Annotated in this window: 11 protein-coding genes; 2 read left to right on the top strand and 9 right to left on the bottom strand. The window is 35.7% G+C overall.

The features are described 5' to 3' along the window. Positions 1 to 358: 358 nt before the first annotated feature. From J2Y60_RS08310 to J2Y60_RS08270, 9 genes are all read right to left on the bottom strand, one after another. Positions 359 to 2,092, bottom strand: coding sequence for an alpha-L-fucosidase (locus J2Y60_RS08310; protein ID WP_309923227.1), 1,734 nt, complete (start codon positions 2,090 to 2,092; stop codon positions 359 to 361). Positions 2,093 to 2,330: 238 nt separating this feature from the next. Next, complete coding sequence (locus J2Y60_RS08305) at positions 2,331 to 3,965, bottom strand: RagB/SusD family nutrient uptake outer membrane protein (RefSeq protein ID WP_309923229.1); 1,635 nt, start codon at positions 3,963 to 3,965, stop codon at positions 2,331 to 2,333. A gap of 38 nt (positions 3,966 to 4,003) precedes the next feature. Then, on the bottom strand, positions 4,004 to 7,360 hold the full coding sequence (locus J2Y60_RS08300) for a TonB-dependent receptor (protein WP_309923231.1): 3,357 nt from the start codon (positions 7,358 to 7,360) through the stop codon (positions 4,004 to 4,006). Between the two features lie 480 nt (positions 7,361 to 7,840). Beyond that, positions 7,841 to 8,935 (bottom strand): FecR family protein, encoded by a 1,095-nt coding sequence (locus tag J2Y60_RS08295; protein ID WP_309923233.1) that lies wholly within the window; start codon positions 8,933 to 8,935, stop codon positions 7,841 to 7,843. Positions 8,936 to 9,051: 116 nt separating this feature from the next. Continuing rightward, a complete protein-coding gene (locus J2Y60_RS08290) occupies positions 9,052 to 9,660 on the bottom strand; it encodes a sigma-70 family RNA polymerase sigma factor (RefSeq protein ID WP_309923234.1) in 609 nt (202 codons plus the stop codon). A 430-nt stretch (positions 9,661 to 10,090) separates the two neighbouring features. Beyond that, the gene (locus J2Y60_RS08285; protein ID WP_309923236.1) at positions 10,091 to 10,438 is read right to left on the bottom strand and encodes a hypothetical protein; all 348 of its coding nucleotides are present in this window, start codon (positions 10,436 to 10,438) and stop codon (positions 10,091 to 10,093) included. Positions 10,439 to 10,852: 414 nt separating this feature from the next. Beyond that, on the bottom strand, positions 10,853 to 11,941 hold the full coding sequence (locus J2Y60_RS08280; RefSeq protein ID WP_309923238.1) for a two-component regulator propeller domain-containing protein: 1,089 nt from the start codon (positions 11,939 to 11,941) through the stop codon (positions 10,853 to 10,855). 350 nt (positions 11,942 to 12,291) lie between these two features. Beyond that, positions 12,292 to 15,786, bottom strand: coding sequence for an amidohydrolase family protein (locus J2Y60_RS08275; RefSeq protein ID WP_309923240.1), 3,495 nt, complete (start codon positions 15,784 to 15,786; stop codon positions 12,292 to 12,294). Positions 15,787 to 16,778: 992 nt separating this feature from the next. Beyond that, positions 16,779 to 19,523 carry an NACHT domain-containing protein gene (locus J2Y60_RS08270; protein ID WP_309923242.1) on the bottom strand — a complete coding sequence of 915 codons (2,745 nt, stop codon included), beginning with the start codon at positions 19,521 to 19,523 and terminating at the stop codon, positions 16,779 to 16,781. A 553-nt stretch (positions 19,524 to 20,076) separates the two neighbouring features. Between J2Y60_RS08270 and J2Y60_RS08265 the strand changes: the two genes are divergently transcribed. After that, complete coding sequence (locus tag J2Y60_RS08265; protein ID WP_309923244.1) at positions 20,077 to 20,436, top strand: hypothetical protein; 360 nt, start codon at positions 20,077 to 20,079, stop codon at positions 20,434 to 20,436. Between the two features lie 79 nt (positions 20,437 to 20,515). After that, positions 20,516 to 23,770 carry a TonB-dependent receptor gene (locus J2Y60_RS08260; protein ID WP_309923247.1) on the top strand — a complete coding sequence of 1,085 codons (3,255 nt, stop codon included), beginning with the start codon at positions 20,516 to 20,518 and terminating at the stop codon, positions 23,768 to 23,770. The last annotated feature ends 91 nt before the right edge of the window (positions 23,771 to 23,861 follow it).

The following is a 23,861-nucleotide window of genomic DNA, read 5'->3' as shown; positions in this document are numbered from 1 at the left end:
AAACTAACAATTTATTTTCTCTCCCCAAACACTAAACTTATTTTAAATTTAAGATTTCAAACAAGATGACTATTCTGTCAAATTCTACTCAAAAAATCTTACCGCTGGTAACTCAAGATTTTACTACCTTGCTCGATAATACTAACAACCACATGAAAACTGTTTGAAAAAATAATTGAAACCACAAGTTAATTATATAAATGTATAGTCATAATTTTCAAGTAGTTGACGTTCTATGGCTGTAAAAACAAAGAGGTCAAAAGCTAACTTTTTACCTCTTTGTTAATGTTAAAACACGCTATAATCTTTACTCATGGCATGACTATCCTAGTTTATTTGGGTTTTTATCTTCTAAAGCTCATTCAACTTTAAAAACTACTGATGTTTCATAAGGCATCTTTGAAGGACAAGTAATATTTAATCCGTCAGGTTCTTGTTTCCAGTTCAGTTTTCCTTTGTGACCAAGCAAGGAAACTTTTTTTATACCTTGAGAATAATTACCAGAATTAGAACCCAAAGATTTTATTTTTATAGTAGTATTAGAAGCTGGCACTGTCATACAAAAAGCATAAAGTGCTTTGTCTTTCCCAACTGTAAACCTAAAATCCGTTTCATTAAACTTAAATTCAGCGTGTCTTTTATTTAATGCACCCCCTGGCAACATTTTCAACTTATTATTGATAATTTCTCCTTCACCGGGAATACTCCAAGCCTTGCTACCATAAACAGCAGCACCATTTCTACGCATCCAATTACCTACTTCTTTTAACATTTTCAAGCTACCTTCGTCTAAAGAACCGTCTGGCAATATAGATATACAAAGAGCAGCATTACCATCCCGTGCTATGGCTTCGATTATGTATCTAATCATCATTCCTGAATCGTAAGTAAAGCCAGGAGCATAAAACCAGTCTCCTACTGGAGCTTCAGCAATCCAAGGTTGAGCAGTATTAATTTTTTCAGGAACACCAAATTCTTCTGTGTTCACTGTACCATTGGTATTATGGCGAAATTTTACGATACTGAAAGTATTAACGATACCTCGTCTTTGTAATGTACGGTTATAGAAATCAGCAATTACGTGTTGCATGGCATCGGCTTTTATCCCTGTTCCTGTTCCATTCCCAGTAAAAGGGCCTTGCACTGTACCATCGGTATAGATAAAATCTGGGTCATAATGCGCTACAACATCCATCATTCTCAAAGCCCAATTAGTTGTGTACCATTTAGCATAATCAAGATGATTTGAAAAAATACCAGCTGGTGGTGGCGACCATTCTGTATGTGCATTTTGTTCTACCCCTTTATATTCTCGGAGGTCGATACCATAAAGCATTCGGGGGTCATAACCTTCCCACCATTTTCCTTTTCCATCTTCAAGACTAAGGTGTCCGTCGTAAGGAATACCTTTTTTCTCCCCTTCTTTATCACTACCAAAGGCTGTTTGCCACCACCACCATGTATATTCATGGTGAAAGGTTACACCAAAACGCATTCCATCTGATTTACAAGCCTTTGCCCATTCCGCTATTAAATCACGCTTAGGGCCGATATTTACTGAATTCCAAGGCTGATATTTTGAATTCCATAAATCATAATTATCATGATGCACCCCTTGAATCATAAGATATTTTGCACCAGCATCTCTGTATATTTTAGTGAGTTGCGATGGATTAAGCTTGGTGGGATTCCAGTCACGCAATACTTCTTTATATCCAACCTCTGATGGGTGTCCATATTTTTTTATATGATTAGTATAAGCCCTTTTTCCCGATTTATATAAATTACGTGCGTACCAGTCACCACTTTCACCTGCTGATTGTGGTCCAAAGTGAACCCAAATACCAAACTTGGCATCACGAAGCCACTGAGGAGTACCCGGGTAGTTTTTTTCAATCGATTCCCATGTTGGTTCAAAAGGTCCTTTTGCAATAGGAATATTTAACTTCATTTCTGGAAATGTTTTCCAATCTCCTAAAGTCTCACTATCAACTGGCTTTGGCTTTGAAATTGTTGGAAATGGATTCTTCTTTTGTGCATACACACAAGCAGGCATCATGAAGAAAACAAGCATTACAAATATATTTTTCATGGTTGAAGCTGAAAAAGCATTTTTATTAATGGGGCTATCCCAAAAGTTTTTACGACCAAATATTATTCTGCGAAAGACCTCATCCCCAACCCCTTCTCCTTCAGAGAAGGGGCTTTTTGAGCTCAAAAGCTCCCCTCTCTGAAGGAGATGGGTTGGGGGTGAGGTTTCAAACCAAAGAATATTTGGCAATGGTTTTCTTTTGGGACAGCCTTTTTTAAGAATATAACTTTAGCTAAAATCAATATCCAGGATTTTGAGTTAAGGCTTTATTAATGTCTCTTTCAGATTGAGGAATTGGCCATAATTCATTTTTCCCTGCGATAAAAGCCCTCTTTTGATACAATAAAAAGCCCTGAGCATCTACGGGATAATCCTTATAAGTAGCTGGTGAATTAGTAAGTTTCATCCCTGTAAACTGTCGGTTTAGCTCCGTTGCAGCAGTACCCCATCTCAGTATATCATAATAATGAATACCCTCAAATGCTAATTCTACTTTACGTTCTCTTCTTATTATTGTTCTTAATAAATTAGCGTCTGTAACGGTTACTGGAGGCATATTGACAGTAGCTCTACCCCTAACCTTATTGATTGTGGCATCTAATAATGTTTGATTAATAGCCTCTCCCGCTTCCAACTTTGATTCAAGATAGCTTAAAAGTACCTCTGCGTAGCGAATCAAAGTAAAGTTACCGCCATAGTTCATCAGGTTTCCTGCAAACGTAGAATCCATGTATTTATTAATACAATAGCCACTCCAATTGTATCTACTCATTCTATCAGGCGAATTAGATTCTGGTCTTGAAACATACTTAACCCCTTTAAATACGGTACGGTCGGATATCATTATCGTTTGGTCGAGCCTAGGGTCACGATTATCGTATGGGGAATTCGGATTATACAAGGGAGATTCCTCAACGGTTTTACCATCAATACATTCATAAGATTGTACTAATTCGTTATAAGGAGAGAACTGATGCCATCCTCCATAACTTTCTGGATAAAGATATTGCAACATTACGTGTGAATAAGTATCCTCGTGATATTGTGAAGCCAAAATAATCTCATTACTACTCTCTCCTGTTTGAATAAACAACTTTTTAAAACCACCCTGTTCTATCGAATAAACTCCGCTATCCAAGATTTTTTTATACGTTGCCGCCGCATCACTCCATTTCTTTTCAGCCATTTGTACTCTACCCAGAATCGCCAAAGCAGCACCCGCGGTAATACGCCCCATTTCGCTACTAGGACGAGTAGCTGGCAACATCGAAGCACTTTCCTTTAATTCATTTTCAACAAATGACCATACTTCGGCTTTAGCAGTTCTGGTTATTGAATTAGCTTCGGTTACCGTCAGTAAATGTTTAGGCAAAGGGATGTCGCCAAAGTACAATGCCAGATTGAATAAAGAATAGGCTCGTAAAGTACGTACTTCTGATTTTAGTATATTTTTCTTGGTTTGATCAAAAGGGATTGCGTCTATGTGGTCTAAAAAATTATTGCATTTAGCAATTTTACTATACGTATTAGACCAAATACTGCTTGTTACCCAATACGAAGCATTTAATGTACCATCGGTAACATGATCGGGGATTAGCTCTTTTTCAGAACCTAGTCCAGCCATTAAATCAAGGTAAAGTACTGCACGTGCATTCCAAAAATCTTCACCAGACCACCCTGCCCCAATGTTGTAACATCCAACTAAGGCCAGATTAGCATCTTTTTCTGTTTTCCAGAAAGTTCCATCTGAAATGGAATCAAGTGGCTGTTTATCAAAATAATCATTCTTACAAGCCGAAATGGAAAAGAAAAGTAAAAAGAGCAATCCTATTTTGAAAGGGGGCAATGTTGTATATATATTATTGAATTTCATGTCTTTCAATTGTTTAGTAAAAAATATGTCAGAATAATTTAGAATGATACATTTACACCAAAGGTATAAACACTTGTGAGCGGATAAAATCCACCGTTTTGTGCCATTTCAGGGTCCCAACCTTGGTAATATGAATTAATTGAAAGGAGGTTTTGTCCACTAAAATATATTCTGAGCCTACTTATCTTCATTTGTTCTATCAATTTATTACTGAAACTATAGCCTACTTGTAGGTTTTTGAGTCTTGCAAAACTTGCATCTCTGTTCCAGTAAGTAGATGATTGAATAATACCACTACCCTCGTTTAGGCTTGTTAACTTTGGATACAGCGCATTTGGATTGGGGTTTTCAGTAGTCCAACGATTTTCTACTTGCCATCTCTGTATTTGTCCTCCATTAAAGAAAGCAAACGCTTGATAGTTATTCATCTGCTTTTTCCATCCGGCAAGTCCTTGAATTAATACTGACAAATCAAATCCTTTATAATTGGCTGTAAGGGTAAGTCCAAAATTATATTTAGGAACGGTATTACCTATAAAAGTTCTATCATAAGTAGCATCTACCTTGCCATCAGGCACACCATCAGGGCCACTAATATCTTTGAATCTTATAAAACCAGGCTCTGCTGAATAGGGCTGTTTTGGATAAGTAGCCACATCATTAGCATCTTTAAATAACCCATCGGCTATATACCCATAAGTTACCCCTAGTGGCTGTCCTACAAATAGATTGGCACCGATATTTTGCTGTAGACCATTGGCTAATTCAGTTACTTTGTTATTGACAATCGTAAAATTAGGTGATACTCCTAGTTTAAATTTCCCAATGTTTGTTCGGTAATTTAGACTTGCCTCAAAACCTGTATTCTCTACCCCACCAATGTTTACTGGAGATGTACTAAGCCCTAAAGTAGCTGAACTTGCTATGCTATAAAGCACACCCGAAGTTTGTTTTTTGAAGACTCCAAAGGTAAAATCTAGCTTGCCTTTCCATAAACTTGCATCTATTCCAATATCAGTGGTAGTGGTGGTTTCCCAAGTAATATCTGCATTACTAAGTCTGCTACTGGCAGCACCAGAAGCCAATACGCCACCAATAGAATAGTTCTGCCCAAGAGAAACAATATTTTGATAAGGGTAGGTACCAACATTCTGGTTACCTAATTTACCCCAACTTGCTCTTACCTTTAGATTGTCTAACCAAAGTACATTTTTCAAAAAATCTTCTTCAGAAATTATCCAACCTGCTGAAAATGAAGGGAAATAGCCCCACCTACCTTTTTCGGGAAAACGTGAGGTAGCATCTGAGCGTATATTTGCTTCAAATAAATATCGGTCGTTATAGATATAATTAACCCTACTGAAAAAAGAACGCATCGACCAAGCTGAGGCTGAACCTGAATTGCTCATCCCTGTAGCCGAACCTGCATTTAGTTCATACAAGGTATTGGTTGGAAAATCTTTCCGATAGGCCGACATCCCTAGGTCGTCATATTGTTCCTGAGACACACCACCTAATACTGTAAAGGAATGCTTGTTGATTTGCTTGGTATATGTAGCAAGCGATTGAAGGGTTAATTGTTGCCCTTGGCCTGTTGATATACTTAAATTATTAGGACCAACCGTCTTGAAAGCATTAAATACAAAATCTGAGGCATAATCTTTATTATAGTAACTCCAATAGTTATACCCAACCTTTCCACTCAACGTAAAACCTTTGAATAACTCCCACGCAATTTCGGTGCTACCCAAAAAATATTTGTTGGTACCTTTGTAAAAAGATTCACTAGACATCCAAGCCTCTGGACTGTAATTGTCTTGATACCCATAGGTTCCATCAGATTTTTTTCCTGCAAAAATAGGTGCTTCACGCACAGCAAAATTAATCATGTGGTTCATTCCTCCTTCATAGTGTCTAGGCGAATGGTTTTCTGAAGTATATCCTGATAGGCTTACCTTTAACGTAAGGTTATCTTTAATTTTACTATCTGTATTTAATAGGAAATTGTATTTTGAATAACCATTTTTAGCGACTATCCCATCTTGTTGAAGATACCCTAGCGATAATAAATAACGTGTTTTATCATTTCCACCCATAAAACTTATATTATGGTTGGTCTGAAAGCCATTACCAGAAGTTAGTAGGTTTTTAAGGTGAGGGACATTCGGATAATTGTCTGGATCTGACCCATTTCTAAATTTTTCAATTTCAGCATCCGTATAAGACAAACCCGCACCAGCATTCACATTTGCTTCATTTCTAAGTTTGGCAAACTCCCATGATTCAACAAAGTCAGGAAGTTGAGTAGGTTTTTGCCAGCCAGCATAGCTGTTATAACTAACCTGCATTTTTCCATTTTCTCCTCGCTTTGTTTCAATCAATATTACTCCGTTGGCGGCCCTACTACCATACATTGCAGCCGAAGCGGCATCTTTTAAAACAGAGATACTTTTAATATTATTGGGGTCAACATCATTAATAGAAGTAGCTAAACCATCAACCAATATTAAAGGTCCACCGCCTGCACCATACGACCCTATCCCTCTAATAGTAATACTAGCACCATTATTACCGGGCTGTCCAGAACCCTGCGACACTGAAACCCCTGTGGCTAAGCCTGCTAAAGCTTGGGATGATTGCGTGATGGGTCTATCTGCAATTTCCTTTGATGATACTGTTGAGACAGAGCCTGTTAAATTTACTTTTTTCTGAGTACCATATCCTACTACTACAACTTCATCCAAATTGAGTTGCTCTACCACCAATTGAACTTTCATATCGGAAGTCTTCCCTACTAATACTTCTCGTTTTTTATACCCAATAAATGAGAAAACCAGAATACTATTATTGTCGGGGACGCTGATATTAAATTTACCTTTTTCATCCGTTACTCCTCCTCTGGTTGTTCCTTTTATCGTAATGCTTACTCCCACTAAAGGCTCTCCTTTTTCATCCGTTACGGTTCCCGTTATGTTTTGTTCTTGAAGCTCCAATTGAGGTTCAAGACTTTGGTCGTTTTTTTCGATGCTGACGTTACTCTTCTTTAACAGAATACGTTCGCCCTGAATCTCATAACTGATGCTTAGTGGCGTAAATAGTTCTTTTAAGACATCTCTTAATTCACGATTCTTGGCCACAATACTAATTTTTCGTTTAGCACTAATATTCTTTGGGCTATAGAAAAAGTTGATTTTCGCAGCATTTTCTAACGCTGAAAGTGCTTCCGACAATCCTTTTTCTTCGATACGCACAGTTATCTTTTGTTGCAGTATATCTTGTCCGCTTACCTCACTCGCATACGATAATGTAGTGAAGACAATAGCAATTAATATCTGTCCAGCTGAAATTTTCATAATGGATAGCAACGTTGCTAACGTTAATAGATTTTTTTTCATAAATTGTACTGTTTTTGTTGTTTTGGAAAAATTGGCAAAAATATTCCCTAACACTTCTTCCTAAGGAAGTGCTTGATTCGCGTCTAAAAGGGAATGGTATCAAGTCGATAAATGCTGAGAACATTTATCGGCTTTTCTTTTTTTTAGGAGGAGTTGGTAATGCGTTTTTTCATAATTGAGATATTTTTTGAGTTAGAGTATTTATAATTGAGTTACAGTATTTACAATATTGCTTAATTTAATTAATGAGGAAAAACAAATCCTTTTATTTTAACGTCCTTACTTTTCTTGTCTTGACACAAGAAAAGTAACCGCAACGGCGGACCGTAAAAGAAAGTCAAGAAATTCCGAATCGCATCGGCGAACCGACTCGCTTCGCTCAAACAGCGGAATTTCATAAAAAAATAGTATATGAATATTATTAACTAATTGTTTCTTAGACATTTAAAATCCCTATACAAGTTATCTATTAGTAAACAATCATTCACAACCTTTTCCAGATACAATTATTTGTGCATCAACTACTTGGTAATCTATTCCTGTAATTTTGGCAATACTGTTTAGTTTATCAAACATGGTTTCGTCTGATAGATTCCCGTTGATAGTACATTCTTCAAAAAGGTTTTCATCATAAATTATTTTAATGCCATAAGCCTTTTCTAAATCGACAAATACTTTGGCCAGCGAGGCATTCTTGTAGATAAATACTTGCTTTTGTAAAGCTGTAGTCAGTATCGTTGGTGTAGTAACTATTTTCTTCATCAATTTGGCGTTGGATGATAAGTAAATAGCCTCTTGATTGGGGGTAACCACAATACCATTTGCTTCTGAAAAATGAACGCCTTTTTCAACCGTCTTCGATTCTAACTGCGAAACCACCGAGACTCTCCCTGTTTTTACGACTACTCTTTCCTCCTCTGTTTCGGGGTTTGCTTTAATGGTAAAACTCGTACCTAATACTCTTGTAATTAATTTTTTGGTATAAATCAAAAAAGGTCTTTTAGGATTTTTTGTTACCTCAAAAAAAGCCTCGCCTACCAAAAACACCTCTCTTTTATCTGCTTCAAAAACTTTTGGATACCTAATTCTTGCGTTTTTTTCCAGTACTATTTCCGACCCATCAGTCATCATCACATGCATAGGTTGGTCAGCTGTATTTTCTTTTTCGACAAACTCTGCACCATCATTACGGGCTGATAATTGTGGAATATCAAATATTTTGTCAGCCTCTTTTTGGTAATTCATCCACCAGCCCAAACCAATTAATAAGGTGACAGACGCTGCCAACTGCCAAAGGTATCTTCCCCAATTATTCGGGGTTTCTGAAACCTCCATTTCTGACTCTACGCCTTGCCATATTTTGGCGACTGACGCATCTTCATCGATGGAGGTATTTTGAATAGAGGCAAGCGTTTTTATCATAGATTTTGCCTCCATTATCATGGCTTTTTTTTCAGGGTTCTCTTGTAGAAAATCTTGCCAAAATTCATTAGTATGTTGATCAGGATTTTGTACCCATCGACAAAAAAAATCGTCTTTTACAAAATCTATGGTATCGAATTCAGAGTAATTCATAGTATATGAGTGAGTTAATTATAGAATGACAAGGACAACAAAAATATATCCTATTTTTTGTACAAATTTTTACATTTAATTTTCAGCAAGTAGCTAAGTACAAATAAATCAATGATTTATCTGATGAAGAAATTGAAAATAAACAGCAGAAAATGTGCAGGAAAGTGAATAGATTGGCGTAAAGCATACAATGCTTTTTGGATAAGATTGCCTACAGAGGCATAATTAAGCTCCATCATTTCTGCGATTTGGGCATTCGAGAATTGATGATAGTATTTTAAATTAATGACTTCTCGTTGGCGTTGCGATAATTGTCCGAAGGCTTTTTCAAGTCTTTCTAATTGTTCTTTTTGATTTTCTTCTTCAATTATTAACCCCTCAAAAGATGCTTCAAACAATGCTTCCAGATTCTCTTCTATTTCATCAGCATGTTTAGTGAAGTCATACTTTACTGTCCGCATCAACTTGTTTTTGAGCGAGCGAAACAAATAAAACTTTATCGAATCGGTATCAGAAAGATTCTCTTTGCTTTGCCACAATTCTAAAAAAATATCTTGGATACAGTCTTCCACCACCGTAAGGTTTGTGGAAATCTTGAGGGTAATGCCATAATTTAGCAAAGGCTTGGCATAAAGCTGATAAATTTTAGCAAAGGCTTTCTTATCACCTTTTTTGAAGGTTTGCCAAAGGGCTAAATCATCGTTATGGAGGGGTTTGATTGCCAACGCGTATTAATTTTTATTAAAAGCTATCTATTAATACTTTATCAAAAAGCTCATCGTGTCTTGCTGACACAAACAATAAGGAATAAATATTAAAATATACTGATAAAATTATCATTTTTTTATATAATTATCCAAAAACAGAGGTTTTTTAGAGAAGCCGTAAAAATAATAGAGCCAAAAAATAAAATTCTTTGGCTCTGGTTACTATTATTTTCAATCAAAAATTTTATTCCTAGTTGGTGTTTTAGTCTCTTAAACAGTGTTCTGTGTGCTACAGAACACTGTTGTAGGGATGATGTTGTTATGCTTTGATTATTAATAAGTTTTAATCTCAATTAAAATGCTCAATTTTTCCATTCAGCTTCCATTTTGTAGGTAACGGGGTTTGTTGCCAGTCTAGGGGTTCGCCTACTGGTAATTTTTGCGATGCCTATTTAAAACTTTCCTTGATAAAGGCTTTCTGGACTGCTCCCGTTGCTTCTGGTTGAGCAGAAATAAACAAAGGAGTACCACTTTTAGCTACTAGTTGCATCCATTGCTTATTTTTTTCCCAAGCAACCTGATTGGTCAAACCTACGCAATCACCATCGGCTGCATAAAAAACACCCTGTTGAACGCCTCTGAAAGCCAATGTATTTATGCCCATTTTGCGTGTTCTGTCCCATTCCTTACCAGAGGTATCATCGCCAATGCGGTTCAATTCAAAAAGTCCTGCTGATAAATGACTAATGGTATTACAGCCAATGATGTAGGTTTCACCAGAGGCTTCTTGTAGCAAAAAGTCTATCACTGACAATGACTGATGCCAGAGACAAACCTGTAGTTTGAATAAAATTTCTACGTTTCATAAAGAATTTAAAAATGAGAGTGAATCAATTTTTTGGTTTTGTAAAGACAATCGGCTGATTAATATTTATGCCTAAGAATCAATGCAACAAAATTGTGCAACAAATTTACTTCTTCTTAAAATAAGAAACCTTAGGGTAAACCCTAGTTTTGTTTTTTGGAATAAATAAATTTTATATGGGATTAATCCTGTTTAGGAATGAGGTAAAACAAAAACTCCCTCATATTTTCATAAGAGGGAGTTTTCATGATTGCAGTCGCTCGCTTGAAGCGAGCGACTGCGTACTACGTTCCTATATTCACAATATTTTCTTTCAATTCTATCTTATCTCCCATTTTGTAAATACTACCAAGGGCCATTCTGCTTCACTTGATAAAATTCAGTGCCATTAAACCTAAAAAGTCCTTGCCCTGTACCCCACCACATATTTCCAGATTTATCCTGAAACATACTTTGTACACAACAATTTAAACCGTTAGCAGGTGTAAATACAGTAAATGCTTTGGAATTTGATAAAGGAACTGATGGGTCAAATCTAGTAGTACTGCCACGTGCTGTAATCCAAACGATACCCGACTGTTCTATTATTATTCCCCAAAACTCTGTGCCTCCTAAGCCATCTTTGGGAGTATATTCTGTAAAAGTTTTGCCATCAAATTTACAAATACCATTTTTCATGGTAAACCACATATTGCCCAATTTGTCTTGAGCGATACCTCCTGCATAGTTATCGCCCAAACCTTGTTTTTCGTTGAAATTTACAATCGTTTTTCCATCATAGCGAAACACACCTTTATCAGACGAAGCAAACCAAATATTTCCATCCTTGTCCTCCATAATGCCCGCAACATTGATAGAGGGAAGCAAAGGAAATAACGAAAAACATTGAGTGCCCAAACTATCTGCTGTTGGATTATATTGATAAACTCCGCCATGTGTACCTACCCAAACTGTCCCCGATTTGTCAACAAGAATACTTTTCCTACTTATATTAATATGTTGTAGTCCATCTTTTTGATGATAATTTCTAAATCTTTTACCAACTACCTGTCTGGAATCATATTTATATACTCCTTGGTCAGTGCCAAACCACATATTGCCCTTTTTATCTTCATTAATGGCAAAAACAGTATTGTTATTAAAACCATCAGGATTAGAAAAATAGGTTAAGGTTTTTTTATCATACCTCACTACGCCTTCGCCAAGGGTGCCAAACCATAAATTTCCTTTCGAGTCTTCAAAAATACTTCGGATGTATTGACTCACTAAAGTAGTGTCAAAATCAGGTGCTAAAGCCGCTGAATTAAAGTTTTTTATCACTCTTGGACTTGGTTTGGAAACAGTTGGGGCTTTGAGCGTATTAGCTTTTTCTTGTCCGTGACAAGAAGTAAAAATCATCAAAAAGCTAAAAAGTACTATTTTGTTCAATGTCATAATCATAGTTTTTTTACTGTTTTAGAATTTTGATTGAATGCTAAACTAAAAATTCCCCGTGTGGACACGGGCAATGGGAAAGAAAACATTAATTATCCTTAGCATTTAGCTCATTTTGGTTATATAATTTGTGTTACTAAAATCTGTTTGGCTGGTCTTTTAAAATGACTCACAACGCCCGCAGTCGCTCGCTTCAAGCGAGTGACGACTATTATAAGGCTTCTAGCCACAATATGGTAACCGCAAGGGTTACCGCTACTTTATTAAAATGCGTTTTACTTTTATGAAATAAATTTGGCTGGAAGCCTTGTAATAGTCGTCGCTCGCTTGAAGCGAGCGACTGCATATTACTATTCTTTTATTCCCGTATTCTCCGCAGGCTTTTCAAATTCATACTCACTTCTTACCAATTTGTTTTGCGTTGGATAAATCTCATTCAAGGTATTCGCATCATAGATTCTGCCGTTTTTCATCACCATTTTCAAGGTATTTGAATTACGGATATTTTCTAAAGGATTTTTATCCATGATTAATAAATCGGCTAATTTTCCTTTTTCGATACTGCCAAGGTCTTTGTCTAACCCCAAAGCTGTTGCTCCTAAAATCGTAGAAACTTTTAAGGCATCCAGGTTTTTCATCCCTCCGCTTTGCATCGACCATAGTTCCCAATGATAGCCCAATCCTTGGAACTCTCCGTGACTACCAATACCTGCCAATGAACCATTTTCTACCATCGATTTCATTGATTTTGCATGTTTTTGGAACACGTGTTCTTCAGGCAAAAACCAGCCCGATACCCTACGTGTTTTTTCTGCCAATTCTTCATAAGGCATAAAATACTGCATCTTTTTATCATGGTATGGATTCTCTGTTTCAAAATAAAAAATCTCTGCAAACGGTCCTCCGTAAGCTACCAAGAAAGTAGGCGTTACTGCCATTTTAGAAAAAGCGATAGATTTCACCACATCGTTATACAAAGGATACACAGGAATAGCGTGTTCATGCCCTGGGTAACCATCTAGCATATTAGTCATGTTCAGTTTATAGTTCAAACCACCTTCAGTAGTAGGCATCAACTTTTGGTCTTTTGCTGCTTTGATAATCCACTGACGGGTTTGTCTATTTCCTGTCAAATACATTTTGATGTATTTTGTATTGTAATATTTGCTATACTGTTTCAACGCATTAATCGCCCCAGTTGAATCTTTGATATTATACGACCAAAAGCCAACCCCCGGACCAGTAGAATAAATTCTTGGGCCTGCTATTTTACCTGCATCTACCATATCGCTGTATGTGAAAACGTCGGTTGTAGCCGTTTGAGGGTCACGGGTAGTTGTTACACCATAAGCCAAATTGGCGGCATAAATCCATACTTGATTTTTCTGAATGCCCCACTGTGGCCACATGTGGGCATGGGTATCTACAAACCCTGGTGTGATAGTTTTGCCCTTCACATCTATTACTTTGGCATTGCCGACTCCTTTCAACGTTCCGCTTTTGCCTACCGCTTTTATTCGGTTGTTTTCTATCAGTACGTCTCCGTTTTCAATCACCTCATTACCATTCATCGTAATGATTCTCCCTCCTTTCAACAATACATTTCCTGTAGGTATATCGCGTGTGAAATAAAGCTTGATTTCTACCTCCTCAGGTTTATACGTTGCATCTGCTTTCTTAACAGCCACTTTTTTAGCAACAGAATCCGCCTTCACTTTATTATCTACCTTGATTTTCACCGTATCAGTTTTCACTTTATGCAACGAATCTGCCTTGGCTTTTTCTAATGCTTTCTTTGCTGTTTTCACACTGTCTTCAAAAGCTTTGGCTTTGTCTAAATCAAACACAAAGTGATAACGTCCTAACGACCAGTGTACCTTTTTAGCATCGCTAGACCATGAAGGAAACTCTCCCCCTATTTCTGTTAATTTTTGTGCAGGAAATTGCGCCGAAGCAGGGTCAGAAACAGAGATATTTACGGTCTTACCCGTTTTAGGTATCGTCATCACATAAATATCATTGTTTACTTGTGCCAAAGCCCTTTCACCATCTGGCGACATCATCACTTGCGAAGCATTCGTTGCCCTGTTTACTTCCATAGCCTCGGCTGTTTTCTCCGAAATCATGCAATTGTGTACATATTCTTCGCCTTCTATGCTCATGCCGTAGGTCGTAATACCGGTGATTTTCGCATGAATTTTCTCATCTGTACCATCCCATTTAATAGAGATTAATGAGCCATCACCTCCACTCAAATAAATTCTATCGATGTTTTTAACAAAATGTGGATTACCTCGTCCCTGTGCTTTATCAATCACCGTAATGGCTCCTCCTTTAGCATCTATCCAGCAAACTTCATCTTCTGAACTCGGAGCAACAGGGCCAACCGATTCTTTGAAGGCTCTCTTTTGGGTACGGATAAATACGATTTTATCGTCTTTGGGTGTCCAAACTGGTTGACTGTACAAGGCTGAAATAGTCGTCAATTTTTGTAAGTTGGGCGTACCACTTACATTCACTTTATAAAGGTCTCCACCTTGGGCTGTCCACGTAATGAAAGCCAATTGCTTACCATCGTTCGACCACACAGGTTGTGCTTCTGTAAAATCATTGTTAGTAATTCTGCGAGGAGTACCATTTGGATAGTCTGCCACATATAGGCGATTCAACGACGTAAAGGCCAATTGCTTTCCATCTGGCGAAGCCACCGCATCACGAATTTGGGAAATCAAGGTTTGGGTAGTATCAGAGATTGGATACTTAAATTCCAGCCTTGGTCCCATTTCCACCTCCATATCTACCGTGAACGGAATCTGTACTGGTGTACCGCCATTGATAGCAATCTTGTAAATCTTACCTCCGTAAGAGGCTATCAAAGCCTGATTGTCGGGTGTGAAAGACATCGCAGGTAACACGCCCATCGTAGCAATAGACTCTTGTTCGTCTCTTTGTACTGGATAAGCCAACCATTTTTCATCACCATTTTCCAAGTTTCTTAATACCAAGCCTGTTTTTTCTTCAAAACGTGAACCATACACCATCCATTTTCCATCACTAGATAATGTCGGAGAAAACGCCGAGCCATATCTGGAAGTAATCGTAGTGCGTTTAGCATTATCGCGGTCGTACACGCCAATTTGATATTGCGGCATCATGGCGTTGTAGTTCCAAGCACCACTTCTTTGCGAGAAATAAATGTATCGTCCGTCGGGACTTACCGCAGGGTCTATTGTTTTTAAATTAGCGGGTTGGTCTATTAGCTGAACGCCTCCGCCACCATCTTTGTGTACCATCCATAATTGTACGTTCATACGTCCTTTGGCAAAAACAATGTAATTACCGTCGGGTGTCCATTCGGCCGCTTCAAAGTTTTGGTCACGGTCTTTCGTAACTTGTACTGTATCTTTTTTCTCAAAATCAATCACCCAAACATTGTCAGAACCACTTTTATCAGAGATAAAAAGCAGTTTTTTACCATCTGGACTATACCGTGGATGGGTATCAAACGCCAAGCCTTTGGTAATATTCGTAGCCTTGCCACCCGCAAAAGGCATGGTGTATAAATCACCCATTAAGTCGAACACGATGCTTTTAGCATCTGGACTAACATCTAGTGACAGCCATGTACCTTCGTCGGTATTGAGTTTGAATTTACGAGTAGCCTTGAGGGGTAAATCTTTGTAACCAACATACTTGGTGGTGTCTTTTTTGAGGGTATCGCCAGCAGTAGTACGCAACAGTGGCATTTTAGTGATTGAGTTAGCCATTCCTATCATCGCAAATACAGTGACGGCTAGGCATATCAATAGGTTTTTAGGATTAATTTGTGGAAAAGTGATTTTCATTTTGTTGATTTAATGTTGTTGAATTGATAAGCTAAAATAATGATTATTTTTTAGGATAAATATTTTGGAGAGGTGTTTTTTCGCACTCACTCTTTACAGATAATATAACTTAGTGCTATGCTATCGGTATTTATCCAGCACACAAAATCAATCTGAAAACGTTTAACATTTCCATTGATAAAAAACTGGGTAAGATTTTTTGATTTTTAACAGGAACACAGGAGATAACAGGCGTCGAAACTCTTAAGCAATATAGTGTTTTTTCTTTAAAAAACAAAATCTTTCCTCATGATTTTTGCAGAGCGGAAAGACTTTTTAAAAGATTTTTCACTTTTTATAAAAATATGCCCCCAGCTTATCTTTATTTTTAAAAACATCATTTAAAAATTTAAATATCAATTCTTCAAAACAACAACAAATTTTTCATTGCTGTTGTTGTTGTTAGGTTTATATAGTTTTCTTAAGTTTTATATAGTTTTATTATACTAGCATTGCTTCTACAGTGCTTTGGTAGTTGCTCCTGCAGTGCTGTGGCATTTTTTACCAAAGCACTGCAGAAGCAACTACCAAAGCAAAGTTACTCCTTTTTAGCGCTCATTTCTCTTTACTTCCTTTTCCATTCATTGACAAACGAACTTCACTAATCTGTTTCTTTGATGAGAAAATATTGCCATTTTGGAGGTAAAAATTGATCCTAATTATTATAACGTTCATATTATACGTTTCAAGTCAACATTCTTGTTTTTCGAGGAATGAAGTAGATTTGTGTGCTGTGTGATACAGAATACCGTTAAATTAATGCCAATTTAAGTTTTTAATTTTGACAACTTCTCAAAAAGTTGTCAAAACTAATTATTTATTAAAATTCTTCCCGTGCTTTCATTTCCATTATTAAAACGGTAAATTTCAATAAACTCATAACATAATATGAAAGCCTTTTTAGTTCGTAACATGATACTACGAACTAAAAAAGCTTTAATGTTTATTGGTTTTTAAATTGTTCTATCTATCATTGGATTATCTAAAAAATCGTGTAAAAAACCATCTTCATATTTTTTCCTAATGATGAAAGTACAATTTTGATATGTTTGTTTATCATTAAAAACTGAAGTATCAAAACTTGTTGATACTTTGAAATAGCATTCTATAAATAAACAATCCGTAACGTTGATACTTTTTTCCCCTTCTTCCAAAATATAAATAATGCAATCACTAAACTTAACTTTGTTAAAATTACCATCATTAATAAACATTGTGCAATCTATAAAAATACAGTTTTTAATATCTACTTTGGAAGATTTAAAATATATTTCTCCTTCATCAATTTGACAATTTGAAATTATAATTTCATCTTTTTTATTCGTGCTTATCTCTGGTTGAAATAGTAGTAACTTGTTAAGTTTTAAATTTGTAATTTCATTAGAATAACTGGAAGATTCAATATATAATCTATAGATTTCAAGAAAATTGTAATTGCCATACCTTCCATTCTCTAAGCCACTTAAAGTTTGATTTGACCAATTCATATTAAAACTTTTCTCAGAAAAAAAACCAAAGTTATCTGGTGTAATTTTCCCTAAATAATCAGTTTGGGGTACTAATTGACTCATTACAAACCATAAGTTTTCAAACATTAGAGTCTCTGTAAATGAAGGTTCTACATCTCCCCAAGAATAATTAAGTACGAATCCATTAGTAAACCAATCTGGTAAAAATTTCTTAAATCTACTAGATAGTTTTTCTCTATCTAATATGTCTTTTTGAGATATTATTTCGCTCAAGGCATCTTGTATTTCATCACTCATTCTTTTTCTATAAAAAATTTTATGGAGAAGTATTAATCCATCTTTAGCATTATCAACGTAAAAGGAGTTTGTTCTTGGAATTGTATCAGTAAATTTTAATAACTCATCCCAAATTTTTTCTGCTACAAGATATTCTTGTAAAGACTTATGTAAAAACTCAATTGCATAGTCATTTTTGTCAGAGTCCTCAACATCGTTAATATCCTTTTTTGTTTCTTGAAAATAGAATGCTACCATGATATTTTTTAAAACATCCTTTATCCTATCCTTATTCTGTAATTTATCAATAAAAGAAATAGTCGCTGGTAATTTTTCTAATTTGCTTTTGTGTATGTACTCATGTCCAGAAATATAAATTGCGAATGCAATATCCCTCAAAAAAGCTCTCAAGTCATCTTTCTCAAGTCCTTTTAATATTTCTATTTGACCTTCTTCTGCCCATTTGCGGTTAATCAAACTATCAAAAATATTATTATATATTATTGCTCTATTCATGTTAGTTGTCACCTCTTGATTAAGTGTCACTATCATGTGTAAAAGGATGGGTTGAGTTATTAATTCTTTAATTGATGCAAATTTTTCATCTTCATTATATTGAACTAATTTATCATAAGTCATATTGGTTTCTGGATGAAAAACCTTATACTTTTTTAGCCATTCAGATTGTCTATCTAAATCAAACTCTTCTAATCTTAAAATTAGAGTCTTGGTTTTTTTTAGCTTTTCTAAATTAACATAACCATAGCGAGAAGTAATTACCACTTTGGGAGATTTTGGATTATCCAACTCATGAATTAAAATTCTACAAAACTCATCAATAGCATCTTGCGTTAGTCTATCTTTCATAAAAAGTTCATCTAAACCATCTAAAACTAAGACAGAACCTTTAAATTCGTTTTTATCAAATTTCAATTCACTATTATTCTCATTCCAATATTCGTATAGGGTTTGTAAGGGGTTATTAATCAAATCAGTTGAATTAGTAATATTCCTAAATTTTATGAAGTGAACATCTTTATTGATTGGCTTATTTGAATACACATCAAAAAGGAACTTCTTGCAAAATGAGGACTTCCCTTGACCTGGATATCCAAGCACAAAAAATAAATTTGGGCTATCACATATAAATGATTCACCCAATTTATTTTCTAAACTTTCATGCACAAAATCGTGAATTGAATTATGATAAACTTCTGAAAATGAAGAGCTAATATCTCTATCAACCTCTTTTAGACAATAATTATGTATTCTAAATGTTGGTTCAACATAAACATCTGAGAGAGTCATCCCATTTTCATCATTTAGAACAATATCATTAAAATGATTTTTTAATTCTTTTTTATAAGATTCTTTTCTATTGGATTTTATACTATAATCATAAGACTTACTTTTAAATAAAGTATTTAAAACCTCAAATACAGTTTGCTGATTTTCAAGAATTTTGTAAAAATAAACCTGAAGGTAATCATCTCGAAAGTTTCGTATTTTCACTTTTTCTATTTCCTTGAAAGAACTTTCAAAAACATCATCAAGTTTACTTGAGTAAAATTTAACAATATCGTTTGAAAAGAAGTTTTCAATATCAAAACTATCAGCAACTACAATATATTCATCAAGTTGAGCTTTAATCTCTTTAATCTTTAGGGAAAAAGTATCAGTGTCTATTTTAAGGGAAAGGTTATATTTTTTAATTCCTTCAAACAGACAAATAGTTTGAGAAGATGCTATGAGTTTTTTTAAAGCTTTATTAGGGTCACTAATTGCAATCATTTTTTTTGCAAAATATCCAATTAATTTTCCATAAGGTACACTTGCGACTAAACCGTCGTCTTTAAATAAATCAAGTTCATCTACAGCTTTGACACCTGTATCAACAAAATTTTCGAGAAATGTAGATAGATTATTTTTATCAATATCAACTAGGTTGCTCATAAGATTATATTTTAATTAAATGTATTCAACTATTAAAAGTTATAAAAAATATTTGATAAATTAAGATATAAATTTCTCTTCTAAAAATAAGCGTCATTTTAATTAGTAGGTATTACTATAAGACTGTATCCTACTAATAATAAGCAGCCTCATAAATGCAAAACTGTACGAAGTTTGTGTTCTGTGTGCCACAGAACACAGTTTTCTCATTACTTTCTTTACCATTTATTGACAAACTGACTTAAGTAATCTGTTTTTTTGATGAGAAAATATTGCCATTTTGGAGGTAAAAATTGATGCTCATTATTATAACGCTCATATTATACGTTTCAAGTCAATATTCTTGCTTTTCGAGGAGTGAAGTGCATTTATGTGCTGTATGCCACAGAACACGGTTAAAGAATATTACTGCAACCAATTATATTAATATTCAAGTTGGAAACTTGAACTACTTTTTAGATTCCATATTAAATCAAAGTAACGTCAATTTAACATTAATTTAACATTCAGACAACGACCTCTTAATATTGGTTGCCTAGTTTTGTGCATCAATATGAAAAACATAAAATACATATTACTCTTTATTGCATGTCTTAGTTTTTTCAAAGTTTCTAAAAGCTATGTAAAAACTGATTCTGTGGTGTCTGTACATTTAAACGAGCATCACAAAGGTAGTAAGTGCATTTCGGAAAAGGTATCAAATCAAGTACTTGAAATTGATACTGATAAAGAAGTTGATGATGAGTCACAGGAGGATGAATCAACAAAAGAAATTGAACAACTATACATTGTTGATGGTTTTAGCCTCCATAAAATCACTAACACACCAATTTCTAATTTATCCCACTATTCCACTATTCAATTTCGTAATACTGTTAGTTTATTTATACTTCTATTGCAGATTCTAATTTAGATTTTCCTCATTTCCTTACAAATTCCTTTTGCATATTTTACAATATGCAGCCGTTAATTATTTCATAAAATTCAAACTCATGAAAAAGTTTACTACTTTTCAGCAGTCATTCAGACTGTTTAGCATTATTGCTATGCTCTTTTCTGGAGTACAGATTTTTGCTCAAATTACTACTTCTTCTATCTCAGGAAGAGTAAAAGACAAAACAGGTGCAGAGATTCCTGGAGCAACAGTAATTGCTACTTTCTTGCCAACTGGAGCTAAATATGGTGTTACATCAAGTACTGATGGGCATTATGCCATCGGTAACATGAACCCAGGTGGCCCTTATAAAGTAGTAGTTACTTTTGTAGGATATAGCCCTAAAGTATTAGAAGGCTTGATGTTAAACCTTGGCTCTACTTCAAACATCGACTTTGTTATCCAAGAAGAAACTACCACGCTAAGCGAAGTAGTAGTGAAAGGAGAAAAAGGCGGTACAAAGCTTGGTGCAGGTATCAATTTGGGCGAAGCTCAGATTAAATCGTTACCTACTTTAAGCAGAAGTATCACCGACATGACTCGCCTTACTCCGCAAAGTTCAAACAATTCGTTTGCGGGTACAAACTTCCGTTATAACAACGTGACGATAGATGGTACAATCAACAACGACGCCATTGGCTTTAGCCCATCTTTAGGCGGACAGGGAGGCTCATCAGGAATGCCGGGAAGTAGTACACGTACCAACCCTATTTCACTAGATGCTATTCAGGATATTCAAGTTTACATTGCTCCTTACGATGTAAAAATCGGGAACTTTACAGGTGGTTCTATCAACGCCGTAACACGTAGTGGTACAAACGACGTATCTGGTTCGGTATATGGTTTTGGAAGAAATGCAAGCATCACTGGTCCAAACAATGCAGGCGATGGTGCTAAAATACCAAGTAGTTACCACGACTATCAAACGGGTTTCAGAGTGGGCTTGCCGCTTATCAAAAACAAATTATTCTTCTTTACTAACGAAGAAATTACGCGTCGCCAAGAGCCCCTTTTCTATGGTGCAGGCTATACAGATGCTACTGGAAAGCAATTATCATTGATTGATGCAGCGACTGCTCAGAAAATCACTGACTTTGTAAAAACTAATTATGGGTTTGATGTAGGTGAAGCCAACAACTACAATATTTATTCAAACAGCAATAAATTCTTTAACCGTTTAGACTGGAACATCTCTGATAAACATCAATTATCTATCCGTAATAACTACATTACTTCTGAAGCTACCAACCTTGAGCGTGACGCTGCCAACTTCCGTTTTGCAAGCATGGACTTCAAGCAAATCAACAACCAAAGTTCAACAGTAGCGGAATTGAAAAGTAGATTTGGTAATGCGTCTAACAGTTTGATTGTAGGTTATTCTGATATTCACGATTACAGACAACCACTAAGTGGTAATGTTTCAATGCCTCAGACGGAGATTTCATACAATGGCGGAACTATCTTCTTTGGTAACGACCGTGAGGCTACCGTGTTCAACATGAAACAAAAAACATTTGAATTCACGGATAACTTTACATGGTTCAAAGGAAAACATACTTTCTTAGTAGGTACACACAACGAGATTTATAACATCAATTACGGTTTTGTAAACTCGTGGAATGGTAGAATTGCTTACAGAACATTAGATGAATTCTTTGCTGGAAAAGTAAACCGTGTACGTGGTTCATACAACTTCACTAACAACGACCGCGATTATAACTTCGATAATCCTTATGCCAAATTTAGCGTAGGTATGTATAGTGTATACGCACAAGATGAAATTCAAGTAACGGATAAATTAAAAGTATCGCCAGGTATTCGTTTTGACTTAGCTTCTACAGATTCACCATCAATCAGTGCTGGTACTAAATCAACTCCAATTGATCCAAATGCTGGTACAACGTATACTGCTACGCCATTGGCTAAGATTGACAACAAAATCTTCGGACAAGTGTTGGTATCACCAAGAATTGGGTTTAACTATGATGTAAACGGTGATAAATCGGTAGTATTAAGAGGAGGTACTGGTATTTTCACTGGTAAAATTCCATTTGCTTGGTTAGGTTATGCTTTCTATAACGATGGCGTTGGATACGGTTCGTTTGATGTGAACAACCTTGCGACCAAAGCAGGTGTAAAAGGTGATGTTTTGAAAGACGGTGCTAAAACTTTTGCTTTCAATAACGGACAAGGAAATCAAACGCAGGTAGATGCTGTAAGCAACAATTTTAAAATGCCACAGGTTTGGAGAAGTAGCTTCGCTGTTGACTATACTAAAAATGGCTATAAATTAACATTAGAGGGTATCTATACAAAGGTTATCAACGACTTGAAATTCCAACAAGTTAACTTGAAAGACTCTGTTAAGTATTTCAGTTATGATACACAGCAACAAATGCCTATTTATTTATCAGGTGGCGCTACTGGTCAGAAAATCAATACTGGTTTCTCTAACGCCTATATGTTGTCTAACACTTCGCAAGGATATAGATATAGTTTAACAGCACAACTTGCTAAAACATATCCTTTTGGCTTGAATTTCTCGGTAGCCTATACGTACGGACAGTCGAAAGATATTACCAATGGTATACGTAACTCGATGGAATCTAACTGGCAGTTGAATCAATCGTTAACGCCGAACGACCCTAAATTAAGTTATTCAAACTTTGATATTAGAAATAGAATTGTAGCCTCTATTGGTTACAGAAAACAATGGAATCCTCGTCATGCTACTACGGTATCGGGTGTAATCATTGCTCAGTCGGGTAACCCATTCACATGGGGATTTGTTAACTCAACGCTTGCTAACACGCCACAGGCTGCTGGTTTAGCCTATGTGTTCAAAGATGCTGCTGAGGCTACAAAATACATGGTTGACTACAAAGATGCAAACGGTAATACAGTAACGGCGGCTCAACAAGGACAACAGTTTATGGACTTTGTAAATAGCAACTCTTACCTAAGCACAAGAAAAGGAGATTTTACAGAACGTAACGGTGGTCGTACGCCTTGGAACACAACGGCAGACATCAGATTAATGCATGATATTGCATTGAATGTAGGTTCGAAAGCACATACTATTCAGATTTCATTAGATATTATCAACTTCACGAACTTATTGAATAGCGAATGGGGTAGAGTTTATTTTGTATCAAACACATTCAACTCGACAGCAAGTCTTGGTTTAGTACGTAAGAATTCAGGAACATCTGCTGACCCTACGTATAACTTTATTCAGCCAAGTACGCCATATTCAATTGACCAATTGGCATCAAGATACCAAGCTCAATTTGGATTAAGATATAGTTTCTAAGAATTTGAATTTAAAACATCATATTGGTATTGTGGAAAGTTCGGAGTGCTTCACTTCGAACTTTTTTTTTGGTTGCAATCACTCTTCTAAA

It is taken from the genome of Arcicella sp. BE140 (assembly GCF_031456255.1).
Taxonomy (GTDB): domain Bacteria; phylum Bacteroidota; class Bacteroidia; order Cytophagales; family Spirosomataceae; genus Arcicella; species Arcicella aquatica.
This window is presented reverse-complemented; position numbering and strand designations above follow the sequence as displayed.